18 protein-coding genes and 1 pseudogene are annotated in these 18,512 nt (G+C 38.8%); 7 read left to right on the forward strand and 12 right to left on the reverse strand.

Features of this window, described 5'->3' with window-relative positions; genetic code table 11:
• Positions 1–16 precede the first annotated feature (16 nt).
• Positions 17–640, reverse strand: a complete 624-nt coding sequence (locus CWC14_RS04135) for a GTP cyclohydrolase II (RefSeq protein ID WP_008465954.1) — start codon at positions 638–640, stop codon at positions 17–19.
• Between the two features lie 232 nt (positions 641–872).
• Here CWC14_RS04135 and CWC14_RS04140 point away from each other — a divergent pair, with 232 nt between their 5' ends.
• Positions 873–1,970 (forward strand): TonB family protein, encoded by a 1,098-nt coding sequence (locus tag CWC14_RS04140; protein WP_008465953.1) that lies wholly within the window; start codon positions 873–875, stop codon positions 1,968–1,970.
• A 40-nt stretch (positions 1,971–2,010) separates the two neighbouring features.
• Here the strand turns inward: CWC14_RS04140 and CWC14_RS04145 are convergent, their stop codons facing one another.
• The 3 genes from CWC14_RS04145 to CWC14_RS04155 all read right to left on the reverse strand — a co-directional run bounded on the left by CWC14_RS04145 (position 2,011) and on the right by CWC14_RS04155 (position 3,705).
• Positions 2,011–2,463, reverse strand: a complete 453-nt coding sequence (locus CWC14_RS04145; protein WP_138561456.1) for a low molecular weight protein-tyrosine-phosphatase — start codon at positions 2,461–2,463, stop codon at positions 2,011–2,013.
• A gap of 66 nt (positions 2,464–2,529) precedes the next feature.
• Positions 2,530–3,183, reverse strand: coding sequence for a glutathione S-transferase family protein (locus CWC14_RS04150; protein WP_138561458.1), 654 nt, complete (start codon positions 3,181–3,183; stop codon positions 2,530–2,532).
• A gap of 15 nt (positions 3,184–3,198) precedes the next feature.
• On the reverse strand, positions 3,199–3,705 hold the full coding sequence (locus CWC14_RS04155) for a DUF3087 domain-containing protein (protein ID WP_008465950.1): 507 nt from the start codon (positions 3,703–3,705) through the stop codon (positions 3,199–3,201).
• A 212-nt stretch (positions 3,706–3,917) separates the two neighbouring features.
• Here CWC14_RS04155 and CWC14_RS04160 point away from each other — a divergent pair, with 212 nt between their 5' ends.
• Both CWC14_RS04160 and CWC14_RS04165 read left to right on the forward strand, forming a co-directional pair.
• Complete coding sequence (locus tag CWC14_RS04160; protein WP_008465949.1) at positions 3,918–5,075, forward strand: PA0049 C-terminal domain-containing protein; 1,158 nt, start codon at positions 3,918–3,920, stop codon at positions 5,073–5,075.
• A 252-nt stretch (positions 5,076–5,327) separates the two neighbouring features.
• Positions 5,328–8,575: pseudogene (locus tag CWC14_RS04165) on the forward strand (methyl-accepting chemotaxis protein).
• A gap of 92 nt (positions 8,576–8,667) precedes the next feature.
• Here the strand turns inward: CWC14_RS04165 and kynU are convergent.
• The 3 genes from kynU to CWC14_RS04180 all read right to left on the reverse strand — a co-directional run bounded on the left by kynU (position 8,668) and on the right by CWC14_RS04180 (position 12,166).
• A complete protein-coding gene (gene kynU, locus CWC14_RS04170) occupies positions 8,668–9,903 on the reverse strand; it encodes a kynureninase (RefSeq protein ID WP_138561460.1) in 1,236 nt (411 codons plus the stop codon).
• A gap of 2 nt (positions 9,904–9,905) precedes the next feature.
• On the reverse strand, positions 9,906–10,739 hold the full coding sequence (locus CWC14_RS04175; protein WP_138561462.1) for an alpha/beta hydrolase: 834 nt from the start codon (positions 10,737–10,739) through the stop codon (positions 9,906–9,908).
• Between the two features lie 125 nt (positions 10,740–10,864).
• Complete coding sequence (locus CWC14_RS04180; RefSeq protein WP_138561464.1) at positions 10,865–12,166, reverse strand: metal-dependent hydrolase family protein; 1,302 nt, start codon at positions 12,164–12,166, stop codon at positions 10,865–10,867.
• A gap of 220 nt (positions 12,167–12,386) precedes the next feature.
• Here CWC14_RS04180 and CWC14_RS19645 point away from each other — a divergent pair, with 220 nt between their 5' ends.
• The 3 genes from CWC14_RS19645 to CWC14_RS04190 all read left to right on the forward strand — a co-directional run bounded on the left by CWC14_RS19645 (position 12,387) and on the right by CWC14_RS04190 (position 14,421).
• Positions 12,387–12,851 carry a hypothetical protein gene (locus CWC14_RS19645; RefSeq protein ID WP_249928687.1) on the forward strand — a complete coding sequence of 155 codons (465 nt, stop codon included), beginning with the start codon at positions 12,387–12,389 and terminating at the stop codon, positions 12,849–12,851.
• 9 nt (positions 12,852–12,860) lie between these two features.
• Positions 12,861–13,982, forward strand: coding sequence for a GGDEF domain-containing protein (locus CWC14_RS04185; protein WP_349654503.1), 1,122 nt, complete (start codon positions 12,861–12,863; stop codon positions 13,980–13,982).
• 130 nt (positions 13,983–14,112) lie between these two features.
• Positions 14,113–14,421, forward strand: coding sequence for a hypothetical protein (locus CWC14_RS04190; RefSeq protein WP_138561466.1), 309 nt, complete (start codon positions 14,113–14,115; stop codon positions 14,419–14,421).
• A 23-nt stretch (positions 14,422–14,444) separates the two neighbouring features.
• On the opposite strand, the gene CWC14_RS04195 is transcribed toward CWC14_RS04190, so the two are convergent.
• A complete protein-coding gene (locus tag CWC14_RS04195) occupies positions 14,445–15,038 on the reverse strand; it encodes an acyl carrier protein phosphodiesterase (protein ID WP_138561468.1) in 594 nt (197 codons plus the stop codon).
• Positions 15,039–15,304: 266 nt separating this feature from the next.
• Here CWC14_RS04195 and CWC14_RS04200 point away from each other — a divergent pair, with 266 nt between their 5' ends.
• Positions 15,305–15,589, forward strand: coding sequence for a hypothetical protein (locus CWC14_RS04200; RefSeq protein ID WP_249928688.1), 285 nt, complete (start codon positions 15,305–15,307; stop codon positions 15,587–15,589).
• Positions 15,590–15,781: 192 nt separating this feature from the next.
• On the opposite strand, the gene CWC14_RS04205 is transcribed toward CWC14_RS04200, so the two are convergent.
• The 4 genes from CWC14_RS04205 to CWC14_RS04215 all read right to left on the reverse strand — a co-directional run bounded on the left by CWC14_RS04205 (position 15,782) and on the right by CWC14_RS04215 (position 18,292).
• A complete protein-coding gene (locus tag CWC14_RS04205) occupies positions 15,782–16,117 on the reverse strand; it encodes a TonB-dependent receptor domain-containing protein (protein WP_138561472.1) in 336 nt (111 codons plus the stop codon).
• Positions 16,101–16,496 (reverse strand): chromosomal replication initiator protein DnaA, encoded by a 396-nt coding sequence (locus tag CWC14_RS19650; RefSeq protein WP_249928689.1) that lies wholly within the window; start codon positions 16,494–16,496, stop codon positions 16,101–16,103. Before CWC14_RS19650 ends, CWC14_RS04205 begins: the two co-directional genes overlap by 17 nt.
• Before the next feature lie 165 nt (positions 16,497–16,661).
• Positions 16,662–17,075 (reverse strand): transposase, encoded by a 414-nt coding sequence (locus CWC14_RS19655; RefSeq protein ID WP_249928690.1) that lies wholly within the window; start codon positions 17,073–17,075, stop codon positions 16,662–16,664.
• A gap of 470 nt (positions 17,076–17,545) precedes the next feature.
• Positions 17,546–18,292 (reverse strand): CPBP family glutamic-type intramembrane protease, encoded by a 747-nt coding sequence (locus tag CWC14_RS04215; protein WP_138561470.1) that lies wholly within the window; start codon positions 18,290–18,292, stop codon positions 17,546–17,548.
• Between the last annotated feature and the right edge of the window lie 220 nt (positions 18,293–18,512).

Consider the following 18,512-nt stretch of genomic DNA (forward strand, 5'->3'; position numbering starts at 1 on the left):
GAAAGGTCAACAGACCCTAAGGTTTTTTAATTTTCTTAATATCTAGCATGTGAGAGCCATGCTTAATCTTTGTCTCTAAATACGCTTTATTACCTGAAAGCCCAGCTTTAATGTGAGCATGAGTACCCACAACAGAATCAACTTCTATACCTGCATCTTTTAATGCATTGAGCTTTTTAGGGTTATTAGTCATTAATTTAACGTGCTTTAAATTAAGCGCATTGAGCATTAACACTGCATCTGAAAAGTCACGTAAGTCATCAGCAAAGCCCAAATGATTGTTGGCCTCGTAAGTGTTCATACCTTGTGACTGCAGTACATACGCATCAATTTTATTGTATAAACCAATACCACGCCCTTCTTGGCGTAAATAAAGTAAAATACCGCCTTGTTCGTGCATCATTTCAATACACTCATTTAACTGCTCACCGCAATCACAACGTGACGAGTGAAACACATCACCGGTTAAGCATTCAGAGTGCATACGAATAAGCGGAACATCTTGCTCGGTATCGGCGTTTTTAAACACTAACGCAACATGCTCTTGGCCATCTTTTAAGCCACTAAAGGAAATAATTTCTGCAGGAATATCACTATTTTTGCCAACATTAAGCTGGACTCTTGCTCTTACTTGCGCCACGACCAATCCAAATATTAAAAAACTACGACACGATAAAGTGATAATATCACAAAATAGGTTAAATACACCGTAGTACAAGACTGTTTATGGCAAATATATGGCGACGGTAGCGACTATTTTCAATCTTAAACCGCAAATATATTACTAGCGAGCGTTTACCTTGATTTACCTAAAGTGATGACATATACACAAGGATTTGCTAATTTGTTATCGACAAATAATAGGGATCATTATGAAATTAAACAAACTTGCATTACTGATGGGCTTAGGTTTATCTGTATTGAGCACCACGTCATTTGCCGAACAAACAAATAACGCTCAAGCCGTTTTCAACGACGCGTATCAAAATTACTTAAATGCAATTAAAACCAAAGAAAATGTGCAACAAGCCGCGGAGCAGGCTTACACATTAGGTAAAACTGTTTACGGTGAAAATGCTGATAACACCGCAAACTTAGCGATTAACTATGCAAAATCAATTAATCGATACGGTAAACAGTGGATTGAAAAGCGTTTTTCGCTCTATCAACAAGCCTATACTATTTTAGTTAATAACCATGGTAAGCAATCGCCTGAAACCATTGATGCTTTAGTCGGTATGGCTAGTTTTGCCCCTTCTGCTCAAAAAGCGGATTATTATTTAGAGCAAGTGATAGCAATCGCAAACACACAAAACAACCCTAAGTTTGTGGCTGATATGAAACTAGAAGCGGCAACCATACTAGCTAATAAATTCAGCTATGAAAAATACCGAGAAGCTAAAAACTACCTAGAAGAAGCCGATGAGTATTATCTGGCTAACTTACCTAAAAACTCAGTTGAACAAATAAAAGCTGATTTTTTAATTGCATCGTTTGCAGAAGGTCGAAAAAGATACGATCAAGCAATAGAACGACTTAACCGTGTAGTAAATGTGTTTGATGAAAGCTTAAGTTACGATCACAACGCCGAGCTTACCGCACACTCAAGATTGATTGGCTTGTATGAAAAACAAGGCAAAAGTGATGAAGCCACCAAACACTGCATCGCGATTGCTAAAATGGTGCCGTGGAAAGAAAGCCAAGAGCAAACGCCGCTATACCGCGTTAACCCTAAATACCCTACAAACAAAGCGCGCTTTCGTAAAGATGGAAAAGTCGTTATGGAGTTTGAAGTAGATGAGTCTGGCTTTGTAAAAAATCCGCAAGTACTTAGTTCTGAAGGTGGCGTGGCCTTTGAAAAATCGGCAGTAGAAGCATTAGCGCAATGGCGTTATGCACCTAAGTTTGAACATGGAAAAGCCGTTGCAGCAACTTCCAAAGTACAGCTCGACTTTAAAGTAAACCGTTAATAACATACCAAAGGCGCTTTAAGCGCCTTTTTAGTTTATTCTACTTTAACTTAGCTAAAATGTTATCGCTGGCGGCCTCTATTAAATCAAGTACCTTTTCAAAGCCATCATCACCGCCATAGTAAGGATCGGGAATTGCGCTTTGTGCTTGCTCGCCATACTCTAAAAATAACGCAAGCTTATACTGCAAATGCTCAGGGCAGCGTGCGGTTAGATCCGTCAGGTTTTGTTTATCGGCTGCTAAAATTAAATCAAACTCGCTAAAATCACTACTGCGCACCTTGCGCGAAAAAATACCTTTAAAACTATAACCGCGTTTTTCACCAGCCTGCATAGAGCGTCTATCTGGCGGATTACCTTCGTGGTGCCCAATAGTCCCAGCCGAGTCCACTAGCAGATCAATGCCTAACTTTTTAGCACGCGCTTTTAATACCGCCTCTGCGGTAGGTGAACGACAAATATTACCCAAACACACTATCAGGACTTTTTTCAATGATAGCTCCTTTATTGTTTAAGATTTTGTAAAATAAGCGACATTCCAGTCACCAACATTAAAAAGCTACTTAAGCGAGGCTAATATTTTTTGCTCGCCTTCAAGCATTGTGTGCATGGCAGTGCCCTGTTTTACACGGCTATGCAATGCTGCAAGATTAGGCCAGCGCGACTCATCAAGTTGCTCACCACCATGATCCATATTCATTAACTGGCAGCTCACAGCAATGTCGGCAAGGGTTAAGCTCTCGCCAACAAAAAACTCGTTATCCCCTAAATAATCTTCTAAATAATCAAATAAAGGCGGTAGTTTTTCATTTAATGCACTTTGCACTAAGGCTTCATCGGTTGGCTTTTGCATTGTGGGGGCAATAATACGTTGCTGAAACACCGTAAATGTTGCAGAAGGAGCCAGCTCGTAATCTGCGTATTTTTCTAACCAGCGAACGGCTGCACGTTGCTCTATAGTATCACCGAGTAAAGACGCTGAATTAGGGTATTTTTCATCAAGATATTGGCAGATAACGCTAGAATCCGCCAAACTTAACTCGTCGTCTTTTAGCGCCGGAATTCGCCCTAGAGGGTTCAGTTCTAAAAACCAATCAGGTTGATTAAACGGCGAGACTATTTCGAGTTTATAGTCTAGTTGTTTATGCGCTAAGCATACACGCACTTTACGTACATAGGGAGAAAGCGGGACACCATAGAGAATTAGGCTCATTGTGATTCCTATAAATTAAAACTGCTTTAAAATTGCGTCATCGTAGTCATCGGCATTAAGAGTTAAATTATATTTAGCCGCAACGCTATCTAACTCGGCTTGTTTAATCGCTAAATCATCCATGGTGATGGTGTTATCGTCAAGCTGCCATAACAAGCGTGAACCTGCATAACTATAGTGAATGGCTAATAGCGCATCAGGATTACCTTCTCGTCCCGCCGCTTTTAGCTTAGCCATTTTACGAGTGATTTTATTAAGCGCTTTTTTAAGCTCCCACACATACACCACCTCACTCATAAAAGGATGTGTTCGGTATTTATTTAACAACCAGCCTATGCCAATACTCGTAACAATTACGCCTAATAAGTTCCAATGAAAATGACTGCCACTTTCATCGGGAAATAATGCAATTAAGGTTTGTGAAATTGCTAAACTGCCCACAGCTAAACCTGCTGCACAGCCGACAATAACGCGATTTAAATGTTTACGATAACGTGCTTTATCTATTTGAATAAGTTGCATAGCTGCCTAAAAGTAAAAAACTAAAAATACACAGCCCCATTGTAGCTAAACCCATCACAGAGTTTCGACTCTTTTTAATAAAATACCCGTAGTTTTTGATTTAGCGCCTGTTTTATACTGCTTTCAACATAAAACCAACCAACGATTTTATTTGCACCCACATATTAGGCATAGGATAGTAGACAACAAATACGACTCAGTTTAGGAACATCATGATAAAAACACTGATTGCCACAAGTTTAATATTTTCTTCTTCTAATGCGTTAGCCAACTTAAACACACCGCTAACCCCAGAAGAATTGCGAATTGAAAAAGCCAGCCAAGCGATGCCAGCCGTACTAAGCGCTTTTGCCAGCGAAGTTAATCAATTTGAGCAGCAATTCAAGTCACTCTCAAGCTATGCACAAGCCGTAGATGCCGTTAATGACTACTCAAAACGATTATGGTTTAGTGCAAAAAAACGCATCGCTACAACGCAAAACTTAGATGATCGCGCACTTTACTGGGCTCGCTTACAATCAAGCAAAATTATTCGCACCACAAAGCCTGCATTTTCGCTGAGCGCGGCGCAGCAAACAGTGTTATTAACACTTCTAGAGAATGGCAGCCGGGGTCGCACCGATCTTAGCTACTCACAAAACACCTCTAAAAAAATATTATTAACTGGATTTGACCCGTTTTTACTTGATAGAAATATAAACCAAAGCAACCCATCGGGTGTTGCAGCACTGCTTCTTGATGGCCAAGTCATAAACTATAAAGGGATTAGTGCTGAAATAAACACAGTGATGGTGCCTGTGCGTTATGAAGACTTTGATCACGGCATTATAGAATCCTTACTTGCCCCTTATTACGCACTTAATAATGTTGATATGGTGGTTACCGTTAGCATGGGTAGTAAAGACTTTGACCTTGAGCGCTTTCCAGGCAAGCGCCGCAGTGTAACAGCGCCCGACAACGCCAATGTAGTGTATGGAGGCAGTAAAACAGCGCCGCTCATTCCAAGCTTGAACGACCGCCCATTACCAGGTACTGAGTTTGTAGAATTTAGCTTACCCGTTAGCGCTATGTTAAGCGCAAAAGGCCCTTTTCCTATTAATGATAACCATCATGTTATTACCCTAAAAAAAGACTTTGAGCCTAATAGTTTCGATGAATTAAAAGACGCTATTGCAGTGCGAGGCGGTGGCGGTGGTTATTTGTCTAACGAAATTTCGTATCGCAGTATTCGCCTGCGAAATCAGCTAAATTCAGATATTCCGACAGGGCATATTCACACCCCACGAATTGCTCAGTTTGAACCCGAAACTGAAGCTAAAATAGTAAAGCAAATTCAAACTATGTTAGAGCGCAGTTTAGTCGCACTCTAACATCGTTTGCTTTTTCAACTTCAACGTTAGAACGACTATTAATTAATAAACGTAGGAGCACTTAAATGCTTCTACGTTTTTTTGCTTTAAACCGCTAAAAAAGCATGCTGAAATTACATTAAAATTAAAAGCGCTCTGTATCAATCTCGGCTATTTTATAATAAAAACTCATTACTTTAATTATTAACTAGATCTTCACAAATTGTGTTCTATGCTCATTTGAGGTACAAACCTTATTACAGGGACATAGTAATGCTCACAATTAATCACTTTTTTAATTCTTTAAATTTAACAAAAAAACTTATTTCCGCCTTTTTAATTGTTGCTCTAGTGCCAATAGCAATAATTATCACGGTCACTATCAATACAGCGTCAAACTCGATGACTGAACAGGTTTATTCCCGTTTAGATGCGGTGAGTGAAGTAAAACAAAGCGCTGTTAAGCGCTACTTTAACAATATTGAAAATAAACTAAATGCGCTGCAAGCAAATCCAGAAATGGCCACTATTGCGACAAAGTTTATAGCAGGATTTAATGATATCTCCCCTTCAGATTCATCAGCGTCGCTAAGTCGCTTTTATAAAGAGTCTTTTACCCCAAAATTTAAACAGCTAAACCCAACAAAACAGTCTCTTCATCTCTATTAGAGCAAATGAATCCAAAAAGTATTGAGCTGCAATCTCGTTATCTAGCTAATAACTCAAATCTAATTGGTGAAAAACAAAAACTAACCACCACAGAGCAATCAGACAGTTACGAGCAAGCGCACCGCCAATATCATCCTTATCTACGCGATATGACTAATATAAATAAGTTCTACGATATTTTCATTATCGACCCAGCAAATGGCAATATTGTTTACTCTGTTTATAAAGAAGTCGACTTTGCAACATCGCTGCAAACAGGCCCCTACACTGATAGTAATTTAGCGAGCTTGTTTCAACAATTAAAAGACAGCAACGACCCACAAGCAATTGCATTTGCAGATTATAAACAGTACTCCCCTTCATATAACGCCCCTGCGAGCTTTATAGGTAAGCCTATTGTTGTTGATGGTAAAACAATTGCTATTTTAGCCGCCCAATTATCGATTGAAGATGTCAATTCAATCATGAAAGAACGTGGCGGATTGGGCGAAAGCGGAGAAACCTACCTTGTAGGTCCTGAGGGGTTAATGCGCTCTGACTCTTATATTGACCCGAAAAATCATTCTGTAGAAAGCTCATTTAGAAACCCAAATAAAGGCACAGTAAATACCTTATCTGTAATCAAAGCACTGAGAAATGAAAAAGGACAACATGTTATAAATGATTATAACAATGAAATGGTGCTATCTGCATTTGCACCTGTAAATGTATTTAATGTTCGCTGGGCATTAATAGCAGAAATGGACGAACAAGAAGCTTTTGAGTCAATAACAACACTTTCCCAACAACTCATTGTGATACTTTTTGTCACTATTTTTATTGTTACTATTGCCGCATATTGGTTTGCGCGAACACTCACAAAGCCAATACATGCATTGGCTGATACGATGAAAAAAGTTGAACAGCAAGGTGACTTTTCATTACGAGCAACTGTCTATTCAAGCGATGAAATAGGCGTTAGCACTCAAGCATTTAACACTCTTCTTGATGCTCTACAGTTATCTATTAGTGAAACAAATCGCGTTATGAACCAAATGGCTGCGGATAAATTTGATCAACGTATTGAAGCCCCATGTCGAGGAGAGTTAGATACGTTAAAACAAGCAACCAACGATTGCGCAAGTTCACTAAACGGGGCAATAAACGAATTAAATACCATTGCGATTGCTATGGCTGATGGTCAATTTGATATTCAAATTAATGCCTCAATGTCAGGCGAGTTAGGCACCTTAAAAAGTAATATTAACGAATCGCTCTCTTCAATAAATAACACAATGAATAGTATCGTCGATATTATGGCTAACGTAGAACAAGGTAATTTTAAAGAACAAATCACCTATCCAGCGAAAGGAAAACTTGCGCAACTAAAAGACAGCGTCAATAACTCAGTTAGTAGTTTAAGTATTGCCATAGATGGGATTAGTGACGTTATGAGTGCATTACGACAAGGCCAGTTTTCTGCGCAATTAGAGGCCCCCTTAGCTGGCCAGCTTGATATTTTAAAACAAGATATTAATTCCAGTATGGCTAATTTAAATAATGTAATGAATGAAATAGGTCAAGTCATGACCTTTGTTAGTCAAGGTGACTTTAAAAAAATGATAAAAGGTGAAGCCAGCGGTCAACTTGAGCAGTTAAAAAGTAACATCAATACATCAATCACTGCTATTGATACTGCTTTAACTGAGATTTCATCAGTCATGCTAGCAATTAGTCAGGGGCGTTTTGATCATACTATTTCATCGGCTATGACAGGCCAACTAAATAGTTTAAAAACAGATATAAACCATTCGGTAACTAACCTCGAACGTGTCATAAACGACCTCAACCAAGTAATGGCTGCGATGGCCAACGGCGATTTTTCTCATCAATTAAAACAGCCATTACAAGGCCAGTTGGAAGATTTAAAAAATAATGTTAATGAGTCTACCTCATTAGTTTCATTGGCAATAAATGAAGTCAGTAGCGTTTTGTCAAACTTAGCTAAAGGTGACCTTACCAAAAATATAGAGGGACAATATCAAGGCGTATTCGATACCCTTAAAAGCGACACCAACGCGACTATCGAGAAATTAACTAATGTCATTCAAGAAATTCAAGTGTCGGCTAGTCAAGTTATGCAAAATGCCGGTGAAATAGCTTCAAGTAATACTGAAATAAGCAAACGCACAGAAGAGCAAGCAGCCAACCTTGAAGAAGCAAGCTCAAGTACTGAGCAAATGCTAGATGAGCTAACTAAAGTATCTGAACAATCAAAAAGTGCCGTGGCATTGGCTAGTAATGCAGAGCAAATTGCTGATGAAGGAAATCGCCTATCAATACAAACCGTTAGCGCGATTGATGACGTGAATGAAGCCAGTAAAGACATTAACGAAATACTTACGGTTATTGACAACCTCGCTTTTCAAACAAACTTGCTATCACTTAATGCCGCCGTGGAAGCTGCTAGAGCTGGCGATCATGGAAGAGGCTTTGCCGTAGTTGCTAATGAAGTAGGTGATTTAGCGGGGCGTAGTGCTAAATCGGCAAAGCAAATAAAAAGTATTATTGTAAATAGTAATCAAAAAATAGCGCTTGGGACGGAATTAGCAGACACCTCAGGGAAAAAACTAAAACACATAATGCAAGCTGTTAGCGATGTTAATAAAAATATAATACATATAGCGCACTCAACCTCCGCACAAGAGCAAGCAATTAAAGAGGTTAATCTTGTTGTACAACGGTTAACGGGGCTAACTCAGGCTAACTCAGCGATTACAGAAGAAACAATGGCGGCGGCACGTCAAATGGCAGAACAAGCTACCGAGATGAGAGTACAACTTAATTACTTTCATCTAGAAAAAGAGCAATAATAACCTAAAGGCGCTGCTAGTGATTCTGCTAACGCTATGCCTTTTAACTTGAGAAACGCTATGAGCCATTATAATAATGGCTCATCATAAAGTTACGTCACTTTACCCGCTAAATTAAAACGTGGCTGGGTATATAGCTGGCTTTTAACTACCTCAGCTAAAATAGCCACTGCCTGCCAAATCTCTTCAAACGAAGTATAAAGTGGCGTAAAACCAAAGCGTAAAATATTAGGTGCACGAAAATCTGCAATTACCCCTTTTTCAATTAACGCTTGGCATATAGCAAACGCGTCGGTATGTGAAAACGCCAATTGGCTACCTCTTTGGCTCGAATTTTCTGTGGAACATAAGCGCAAATCACTTAAGCATGAATGTGTTTGTACTAATTTAATAAATACGTCGGCAAGTGCAATCGACTTTTCTCTTACTTGAGAAATGTCTATGTCTTGCCATACATCAAGCGCAGCATCTAAAGCACTCATCGCAATCACACTGGGTGTACCGCATAAATACTGATTTATAGTATCAGCGCCCTGATATTCAGCATTAAAAGCAAATGGTTTGGCATGACCCATCCAACCTGATAAGGGTTGCTTTACAGCAGCTTGGTGGCGTTTAGCCACATATAAAAATGCAGGTGAGCCTGGGCCACCGTTTAAGTATTTATAGCCACAGCCAACGGCAAAATCAGCATTACAGTTATCAAGTTCAACTTGTAAAGCTCCCGCACTATGGGCTAGATCCCATATCACAAAAATGCCTTTCTCGTGGGCTAACTGGGTGAGCTTTTGCATATCCAGCAACTGACCGGTTCTAAAGTTGACCTGCGTTAATAGCAACACCGCCACTGAATCGCTAAGGTTTTGCTCAATACTTTGCTCTGCCACTAATTTAAGCTGACATAGGTCAGGGCCTAATAAGTCACTTAACCCTTGTACCATATATAAGTCGGTTGGAAAGTTATCCTCGGTGGATAACACCACATTTCGGCCAGGGCTTAACGATAACGCACTACTTAACAGTTTAAATAAGTTAACTGAAATAGAGTCACAACAAATCACTTGGCCTTTTGCAGCACCAATAATCGGCGCTATTTTATCTCCTACCTGAGTGGGTAAATCAATCCATTGGTGATCGTTCCAACTTCTAATTAAGTGACTACCCCATTGTTGATTTACCACCTCTGCTACGCGTGACTTAACGGCTTTAGGTAAAGCACCCAGTGAATTACCATCGAGATAAATAGTGTCTGCGGGTAAATCAAATTCATCGCGTTTATTAGCCAGCGGGTCGGCTTTATCAAGCGCTACAATCTCATTAAAATTCATTTTTATATCTCATTTAAATTTTTTATTAGTGTACTAAATGCCTCAGATCCTGGGTGGATCCAATCAAAATGCCCCACGCCTTCGAGCATCACCACCGGGCGTTTAAGCTGCGTTAAATTAAAAGCGGGGACAATGGCATCTTTGTCGCCTTGTAAAATAATGCTTTGGGGATGAAGTGACTGCTCACTCGGGTTAGCTTGCGTGTAAGCCTTAGGTTTATCAGTTGGCATACCTTGCATAAAATCTTTTGTCACTTTTTGACAGCTATTATCACCACGTGAATATGCTTTTATATCTGTGATAGGGGCTAAGCCAATAACACCTTTAAGCTGGCTTATTTCACCACCTGCAAGCAGTGCTAAATGCCCACCAGCAGAGTGCCCTACAGCAACCGAGTCAGCTAATTTAAACTCGCCATTATTATAAGTACTTGCCGCTAAAATACCGGCTTTTATATCATTAAACGTTGCAGGCCAGCCACCACCGCTTGCACCACTTCTTCGATACTCTAATGACCACACGTTAAAGCCAGCTTGTGCAAGCCCCGTACTTAACGCATACGTGTGTTTAATATCGTACTCACTAAGCCAACAGCCACCATGGAGTAAAATAACTAACGGCGTTTGCACCAGTGCTTGCTTTGCGCGCCAAAGTAATGCGTACTGTGACTCATCACTGCCGTAGGCTATTTTTTCATCGGCTAAGTTAAATCCCAATGAAGCCACTTTTGCATAAGCTACATTATTTTCAACATCAGGAAATTCAACTGGTTGCTGCGAGGCACTATTTGCTAACAAAGGCCATACACTAAAAAATAAAACCGCTAAGCTCTTCAAAATAAACTACTTCCTTTTTACCTAAAAACGGTATAACAAAATAACGCTGGTCAATCGTCTACAAACATTTTGTTGTACGACCTACCAGCGTTATAACGTCATTCATAATAAAATAAATATAGTGTTTATTGTTGTTTGAAAATTACGCCTTCTTTCATCACAAAATCAACATCCATTAAAGCGCTAATATCGCTAAGTGGGCTGGAATCTAAGGCAATAATATCGGCAAACTTACCAAGCTCTATAGTGCCTAAACTCTGGCTCATATCAATTAAATCAGCAGCATTGACGGTTGCCGATTTTAAAATATCGGAGGTACTCATACCGGCTTCATACATCAATACGGCTTCTTTTGCGTTAATACCGTGCTTTGATACGCCACTGTCAGTACCAAAAGCAATTTTAACGCCGGCTTTGTAAGCCTTAGTAAAGTTGTTGAGCATATCGCCCCCCACTCTCGTTGCTTTAGCCTTAATAGGTGCAGACATAAAATCTGAATTTTTTGCCATATTAACCACAGTATCGCCAGCTAATAACGTTGGTACAAGGTAAGCGCCGGTTTCTTTAAAGAGCTTAATGCCCTCTTCATCGGTGTAACTGCCGTGTTCAATGCTATCAACCCCTGCACGAAGTGCGGCATTAATACCTTGTGCAGCATGGGCATGGCTTGCTACTTTTCGTCCTAACCCATGTGCAGTTTTTACAATGGCTTTGAGCTCATCGTCTTCCATTTGTTGACCTGTCCCCGTGGTGGTATCAGAAAGTACACCACCGGTAGAGGCCACTTTAATTAAATCCGCCCCATACTTAATTGCATAACGTGTTTTTTTACGACATTCAACTGCGCCATCACACACTGTTGGTGGCGTTTTTATGGTGAGTAAATCAGGACTCATACCATCAACATCTAAGTGTCCGCCAGTAATAGTAACGCCAGCACCAGCAATAATACGCGGCCCATCAACCCAGCCATTTTCTACGCCTTTACGTAATGCATACATTTGCTCGCTTTGACTTCCCACATCACGCACAGTAGTAAAGCCCGCCATAAGAGTTTTGTTAGCAAAATGCACACTGCGCATTGCTACATCTGCATCAGACATTTCCACCAGTTCTTTTTTATTATCTGGCCCAAGCTCACCTTGTAAATGCACATGCATATCCATAAGCCCTGGCATAACAAAGCGGGTCGATAAATCGATTAATTGGGCATCATCACCAAATCGAGAGGCCGGTAAAAAACCAGCAGATACAGACACTATTTTGCCATTTTCTATTACTACAGTTTGTTTTTGCTGTGATTTTTCGCCAGGGACGCTTAATAGCTCTCCCGCATGAATCACTTTAGTATTGGCTTGTGCACTGCTGGCGCAAAAATTTGCGGCTAAAAAAATCGAGGTAATAACACTCAATCGAAATATGCTCATGAAAATCTCCAATGATTCGCTTTTCGTTAACAGCAACGAAATAACGTTAAAATATTGTTATACAACCAATACCTTATCAGGAAAGTCACAAAAACAAACCTGAAATACGTTTTTAGTAAAAATTCTGACCACTATTTACACTGCCTTCAAACGGAAAAAATAAAAGAAGGTGTCTATACTCAACCTTATTGTTGTAATACTTTTCATATGTAGGGAGCTTATGGATATTAAAGACATAAATATTGCGCTGCTAGAAAAGTGTAATTTTCTTTTAATGGTATTTGATAATAATAATCAGCTTAGTTATCTTTCTCCAAGGTGGTCAGAGCTAAATGTTGCAGCTAAAAAAGTACCCACCATTGAAAGCCTTTATGGCTGTTGTACTACTGAAAGCAAAGCTCTATTACAACAACAAATTCTCGCACTAAAATCGCAACATAATGAGTTAGACCAATTTGATATTGAGCTCACATTTGCAACCGATTACTCTATTAAACTAAATTGCTGCTTACATAATGTGGATCAAAACCAACACCAATATATGGTTTTAGTTTTTAACCAGCATTTTGCCCAAGTGTCCTCTGTTATTAGCAATAACGAATTACAAACCATCATAGAAAACGCAGGCGAAGTTTTAAAAGTAGGTTATTGGCAGCTCGACTGTAATAGCAACCAATTATTTTAGACCGATGAAATTTACACTATCCATGGTGTTTCCCCTAGTCGCTATTCACCACAGTTAGATACTGCAATAAACTTTTATCATGCAGATGATAAGCCCAAAATAGCCAGCGCTGTCGAAAATGCGCTTTTAACGGGGCAAGAATGGAGTTGTATAAAATTACGTGTTGTAGATAACGACCAACAAGAACGCACGGTGATATCAAGCGGTAATGTATCAAGAAATAAAAATGGTGAAATTACTAAGCTATACGGCATTTTTCAGGATATAACAGGAAGTGAAAAAATAGCCCTTGAACGAGACTTTTTAGTTACTGCACTCAAAGAAACTACGGTAGGAATGGTCATTGCCGATAAAAATAAGCATGTTATTTGGGTTAATGGATCATTCGAAAAAATGACAGGGTATAGCCTTTTTGAAGTCGAAGGCAAAAAGCTCGGCTCTATTTTACAAGGTGAAAACACTGATTTAAAAACGATAGCTAAACTTAAAACTCATCTCAAAAAAGGGCTACCTATAAGCGCCCGAATTTTAAACTACACCAAAAGTGGGGAACCCTATTGGAATGAGTTGGCAATATCGCCGATTTATAGAGATGGAAAAATCGCTTATTACTTTGCGGTGCAAAACGATGTAAGCAAAGAAATAAACATAGAACACAAACTCATAGCCCTTAATACCAGTTTAGAGCAACGAATACAGGCGCGCACTCAAGAGCTATTAAAAACACAAGATGAAAATACCTATATTTCATTATTAATGCTCGATATAGATCACTTTAAAGCCATAAATGATAACTACGGCCACGAAGCTGGAGATAAGAGTTTAAAAGAACTCGCTAATATTTTACATGGCCTCACCAGAAAAAATGACGCCGTATTTCGCCTTGGCGGTGAAGAGTTTTTAATTATTATGCCTAACACAAACAAAGCCGAAGCTAAGCAAGCCGCTGAGCGTATTAAAAACGCAGTGAATGAACATAAAGTTTACTATCGTAATAAAAACATTAGCTTTACTGTCAGTATTGGACTGCTTACCCACGATGGCACTATTAGCCTACAAAGCAGCTTAAAATACGTTGATGACTATTTATACGAAGCAAAAAATAGCGGTCGGAATAAAATAGTTGATTAGTTTTCGACTGTATTTATTGTAGCGTTAAGACATCGAAATTCCCCCAAGTTTAATGCTGTTGCCTATTAACAAGCTTGGGTATAATGGCTTATCTTGGCTGTATTTCTTAGCCTCTAAATTGGATCCCCACATGAAAAAACTATCTGCTGTGCAAGTAAAACAACAAGCACTCGTCCTCAGCGTTGCTGATAAAATAGAAGAACAAGGCCGTGCTGAACTCCCTGGTATGTTGCAATGCTGGTTTGATGTGGAATATCATTTATTTCCAGGCTCTTTACTGATGTGTTTTCAATTTGAAAACCAACAAGCGCTTGCAGCCGCAGAGCCAGACTTATTAAAGTGGCAAAAACGCTTAAGCGGCGCAATGCTGAAAAAAGGCGTGATTTTAAAAGATATGCGCAAACATTTAGTATTTACCCTAAAAGGACCAGACGACTAAACCACTTATTTTGTAAGCGCACTCTACTTTGGTGCGCTTTCCAAATTAAACTCATTAACGTGCTTAATCAGCTCAGGGAAAAACGCTAAAAAGAGCTCATCTAGCTCACTATAATGGCGGATTATATCTTCAGCGGTACCTGCAAAATTATTAGTAAAGCGAATACGTTTAGCAATATTATCAAGCGCCCGCCCCACCCCATCAACGCTTTCATACTCTTTAAACCAATCGTTTTGCGTCATACTGGTTACTACACGTTGCATTCGTGTAGGCATTACAGGTATACGCTTATCCAAAAGCCCAAAACTGGTGTGCTTAAAATCAATTAGTGATTGATTATTAAACTGCTGCCAATGCGCAATAAGAAAATGATCAAACACCACATCTATAGCCACGCCAGCAAAGCGCCTGCGCTTGACTGAAAAAAGCTGTTTTGCCTCTTTAACTAAAGGGTGTGCGTCAGTAAATTTATCCACTAAATAATGATTATCAAGCGCGTTTTTAACGCTTGTAGGTATATGCGTTAGCTGCCGTTGACCACCAAAATCTCCCAGTAAGTTGCCAAAATGAGAATCAGCCGTAGGCTTTGCTAAATAAAGGTGGGCTAAATAATTCAAGGTGATCCCAGCAGTTGTCCAAAGTATTTAGATAATAACGCAGTTTTGGATAAAATTCATTTTAGGGAAGTACAGTTTCATTTAGCTTTATTCTTAAAAACTATCCAATCAATTACAATTGTATTTTAATAATTCAGTAAAGAGTCAGGCCAATTTTGTTATCACTGTTGTTGCATTTTTTCGGTGCTGCATGAGTCATAAAACGCCTTGCTTAGCCTTTAATACAAAATGCTATTTTCTATTGTAACCAGGGCTACTCACGCATCATGACAACAAGCTTTTTAAGTCAATCACAACAGGTCGCACTGCAAAAAGCACTTATCAACAGTAAACTGTTAAACAGTGGCGTAGTAACGAGTGATAACCCACCATCACAAGAACAACAAGCCTATGGCTGTATCGCTGTAATGCTCTATCGCTTTAATTTACAAAAAATCAAATGGCCCTCTTTTTTAAAAGCAGCTATAAACACTGCAAGTAATGAGTGCCCGTGGTTAACTCGCGAACTTGCCAGGTGCCAGGTGCCAGCAAAGCTACAAAGCCCAGCCTAATGACGCTGTAATAATTGAACAATCTGCATTCTTTAGTGGTATTTTTAGCGAAGAACTCGCCTATATTGACACTTTACTTGGAACAGAAGCACAGCCTGAGTAAAGTGATGGGGCAAGCATCTTTAAGCCTGCCCCAAGGGTAAGTTAAAAGTTATATTTTAAGCTCAGTTTATAATTGACTGGCTCACCTGGTTAAGTCCAAATTGCAGAGTAAGAATTTGAGTAATATTCTTTATCCAGCACGTTATTAATGTTCAGTTGTACCATCACATCTTCATTAACGTTGTAAGTTGCGAACAGGTTCACTAGTGTATACGAAGGTAAGTAATACGTAGGGTCTATGGTTTCACCTAAGCGTTCCCCCTCATACTGAACAGCTATACCAACGGTCGCATTTAAATCGATTAAATCATTTAATTCTCTTTTAATACGCGCATTTGCACTGTGTTTAGGAATATTAAGTAAAGGGCTACCTTTTGGTAATTTTACCCACCAATCGAACCAAATAGGGTCAAATCTTGACTTCAGACATCAAACAATCTCGAAGTTTTCCGTATTGTAATTTAACCTTTTTATCTTCAACTATTAATGTATTCAACCTACCGACAGCTTTCGATATCGCCGAATAGTGTTCAACATTAAAAACATCTGCTAAAGCCTGCAAATTTAATCCTGTTAAATCTTGGCATAATTTAATAGCAAACCAGCGTGGTAAATTTTTCTCTTTTCGCCCCTTTTTAACCGCTATAATCTCATTAACTTCAACATTAAAGTATTGAGCTAAGTAAGCTATAACATCATCTGCTGAGTGCTTTTTACTAACAAGCTTTCTTTCGCTATCTGACTTGGCAATATAGTCTCTTATGTTTTCAATAAAGTCCTCACAACCCAATACCGACAATAACATTTTAGCACTATAAAAAGCGCTTATTTCTTTATTGTTTTCAAATTCAACAAACTGTTTATAAGCAGCATATTTACGCTTTTTGCCTTGCAGCGAAAATATAAAGTCTCGGACGAGCCATTTAGGTGTCGCTCCTCTTTTAATAAAAGCTGAATAGCTAGACCATTTTTACTTAGCAAGCTCTTCTACCAACGGTGTGTTCGTTTCAATTGGGTTACGGTGAATGTACCGACTAACATGCAATAAATAGTTATCTGCATCCACAAGCACCGCTTTGTAGCGCCCTCTAAACAGCGCACCATCTGTGCTATGTGTTCTATTAAAGTATTGAGTATAAAGACCATTAATATGCTTCATGGCTCGGCCTAAATTTGCATCAGGGGTTTTGATTAGCAGGTGGTAATGATTGGTCATTAAACAATATGAATGCACTTCAATATTAAAGCGAAGGCCTGCTTGCTCAATGCAATATAAAAAATATTTAAAGTCGTCATCACTCAAAAAGGTATTTTCACGCCCTCTTCCACGATTCATTACGTGATAAAACGCATTTTCATACTCTATTCGCAGAGGCCTAGACATAGTAATTCACTCAATGAGTAGTAAACTATAAATCTAGACCTTTGATGTCTGAAGTCAAGATTTGACCCCTTTCGTTTTTATCTTATATAAAACGGCTCGTTTTGTTATGAAGGAAAGACACCATTTACAGGCTCACTTGTTATAGCTTAACTCGTGAGTGAGGCTGAAAATCATACTGACACTAAACGATGACAGAGGGGATAACCAAAGGCTCAAATTCATAGGGCGTTCTTTACCCAAGCCATAGCGCGTATTCTCACCAATCGAGGCCATTACTAGGTCCATAGCCATATTTAAATTGGTTTAAAAAGTAACAATACTTTTTTTTTGAATAAAAACATCAAGAAAACACAGCAGCCTGCTTGAATGGAACTTTCTAATGTCACTTGCAAAACGAGCCTTCTTTGAGAACTCTTGGTAAAGAGATAAAACCTAAATAAAATTTTATCTCTTTTAAATTAAACTTTTAATTAAATTAGCTGCCCAACAAAGTTAACACTATTATGGGCTAAAATAGGGAACACCAAGCTTCCTGTACGCTCTCTTAGCCAAAGCAAAATAAAACCGTAGCCACCTGTTAGTAAAATAGCGGGGAAAGAAACGTGCCACTCTCCACCATTAAACATAACGCCATGAACTAGTCCAAATAACACCACTAAGAGCAACCCTGCAATGTTAATTGACGCACCACCTAAACTGTAGCGTTCAGATATAATTGCCAAAGATATACAAAATAAAAGAATCCCTCTAAACATAGGCTCCTCATCAAAGCCTGGCATTGTTGCCTGATAAAGTAAGGTTTCTAAATCGTAACTAGGTTCACCACTCCAAAAAAGTGATACAACTATCTGTAAAATGATAAACAAGCACATAACTGTAAAAGCGGGTTTTATAGAATTTTCATTTTGCCTAAAAGTAAAACCAGCATCCGCAATACGAAAGTTAGTTTTAAATTTAATTAAAGCTAATAGTACAACTAACCAAAGGATTATTGCCGCTATCTTTCCAGACCAATTCCAAGACAAATCAGGAAAAAGCATATCCAAGGGAATAACCTTTCCACCTTTAAACAAAGCAAAAAAGTAGCAAACTAAAATACCTAACGAAATCAAAGACCACATTAGATTTAAATCAACTTTTTTAATTGCTCTTAATATCAAAACTAAAAGTAATATAACGCCGACATTTGCAAATAAACTTATAAATAGATCTTCCATGAATACCTCTTTTATTAAAGGCTATTTCTAGCACTTATTTTATTATTGTTTTAAGTAGTAACTAATACTAATCCTAAATTAGGTACTGTTAAACAATTAGTTATAAAAGAGGTAAGCACTCTAGGTGCAAACATAAGCCTGAATCGCCCCGAGTTCATCGGAGACCAGTTTGTTTAAGTCAGGCCACTTTACCTGACTCGTTTAAATTATCATAGTAGTC

The sequence above is a fragment of the Pseudoalteromonas sp. S3260 genome, from assembly GCF_005886925.1.
Taxonomy (GTDB): Bacteria; Pseudomonadota; Gammaproteobacteria; order Enterobacterales; family Alteromonadaceae; genus Pseudoalteromonas; species Pseudoalteromonas tetraodonis.

Excerpts from the sequence above, each read along its gene's own strand:
- CWC14_RS04200 (WP_249928688.1), top strand. The coding sequence starts at position 15,305 with ATGACAACAAGCTTTTTAAGTCAATCACAACAGGTCGCACTGCAAAAA.
- CWC14_RS04155 (WP_008465950.1), bottom strand. The coding sequence starts at position 3,705 with ATGCAACTTATTCAAATAGATAAAGCACGTTATCGTAAACATTTAAAT.
- CWC14_RS19655 (WP_249928690.1), bottom strand. The coding sequence starts at position 17,075 with ATGTCTAGGCCTCTGCGAATAGAGTATGAAAATGCGTTTTATCACGTA.
- CWC14_RS19650 (WP_249928689.1), bottom strand. The coding sequence starts at position 16,496 with ATGTTATTGTCGGTATTGGGTTGTGAGGACTTTATTGAAAACATAAGA.
- CWC14_RS04180 (WP_138561464.1), bottom strand. The coding sequence starts at position 12,166 with ATGAGCATATTTCGATTGAGTGTTATTACCTCGATTTTTTTAGCCGCA.
- CWC14_RS04160 (WP_008465949.1), top strand. The coding sequence starts at position 3,918 with ATGATAAAAACACTGATTGCCACAAGTTTAATATTTTCTTCTTCTAAT.
- CWC14_RS04190 (WP_138561466.1), top strand. The coding sequence starts at position 14,113 with ATGAAAAAACTATCTGCTGTGCAAGTAAAACAACAAGCACTCGTCCTC.
- CWC14_RS04140 (WP_008465953.1), top strand. The coding sequence starts at position 873 with ATGAAATTAAACAAACTTGCATTACTGATGGGCTTAGGTTTATCTGTA.
- CWC14_RS04215 (WP_138561470.1), bottom strand. The coding sequence starts at position 18,292 with ATGGAAGATCTATTTATAAGTTTATTTGCAAATGTCGGCGTTATATTA.
- CWC14_RS04150 (WP_138561458.1), bottom strand. The coding sequence starts at position 3,183 with ATGAGCCTAATTCTCTATGGTGTCCCGCTTTCTCCCTATGTACGTAAA.
- kynU (WP_138561460.1), bottom strand. The coding sequence starts at position 9,903 with ATGAATTTTAATGAGATTGTAGCGCTTGATAAAGCCGACCCGCTGGCT.
- CWC14_RS19645 (WP_249928687.1), top strand. The coding sequence starts at position 12,387 with ATGGATATTAAAGACATAAATATTGCGCTGCTAGAAAAGTGTAATTTT.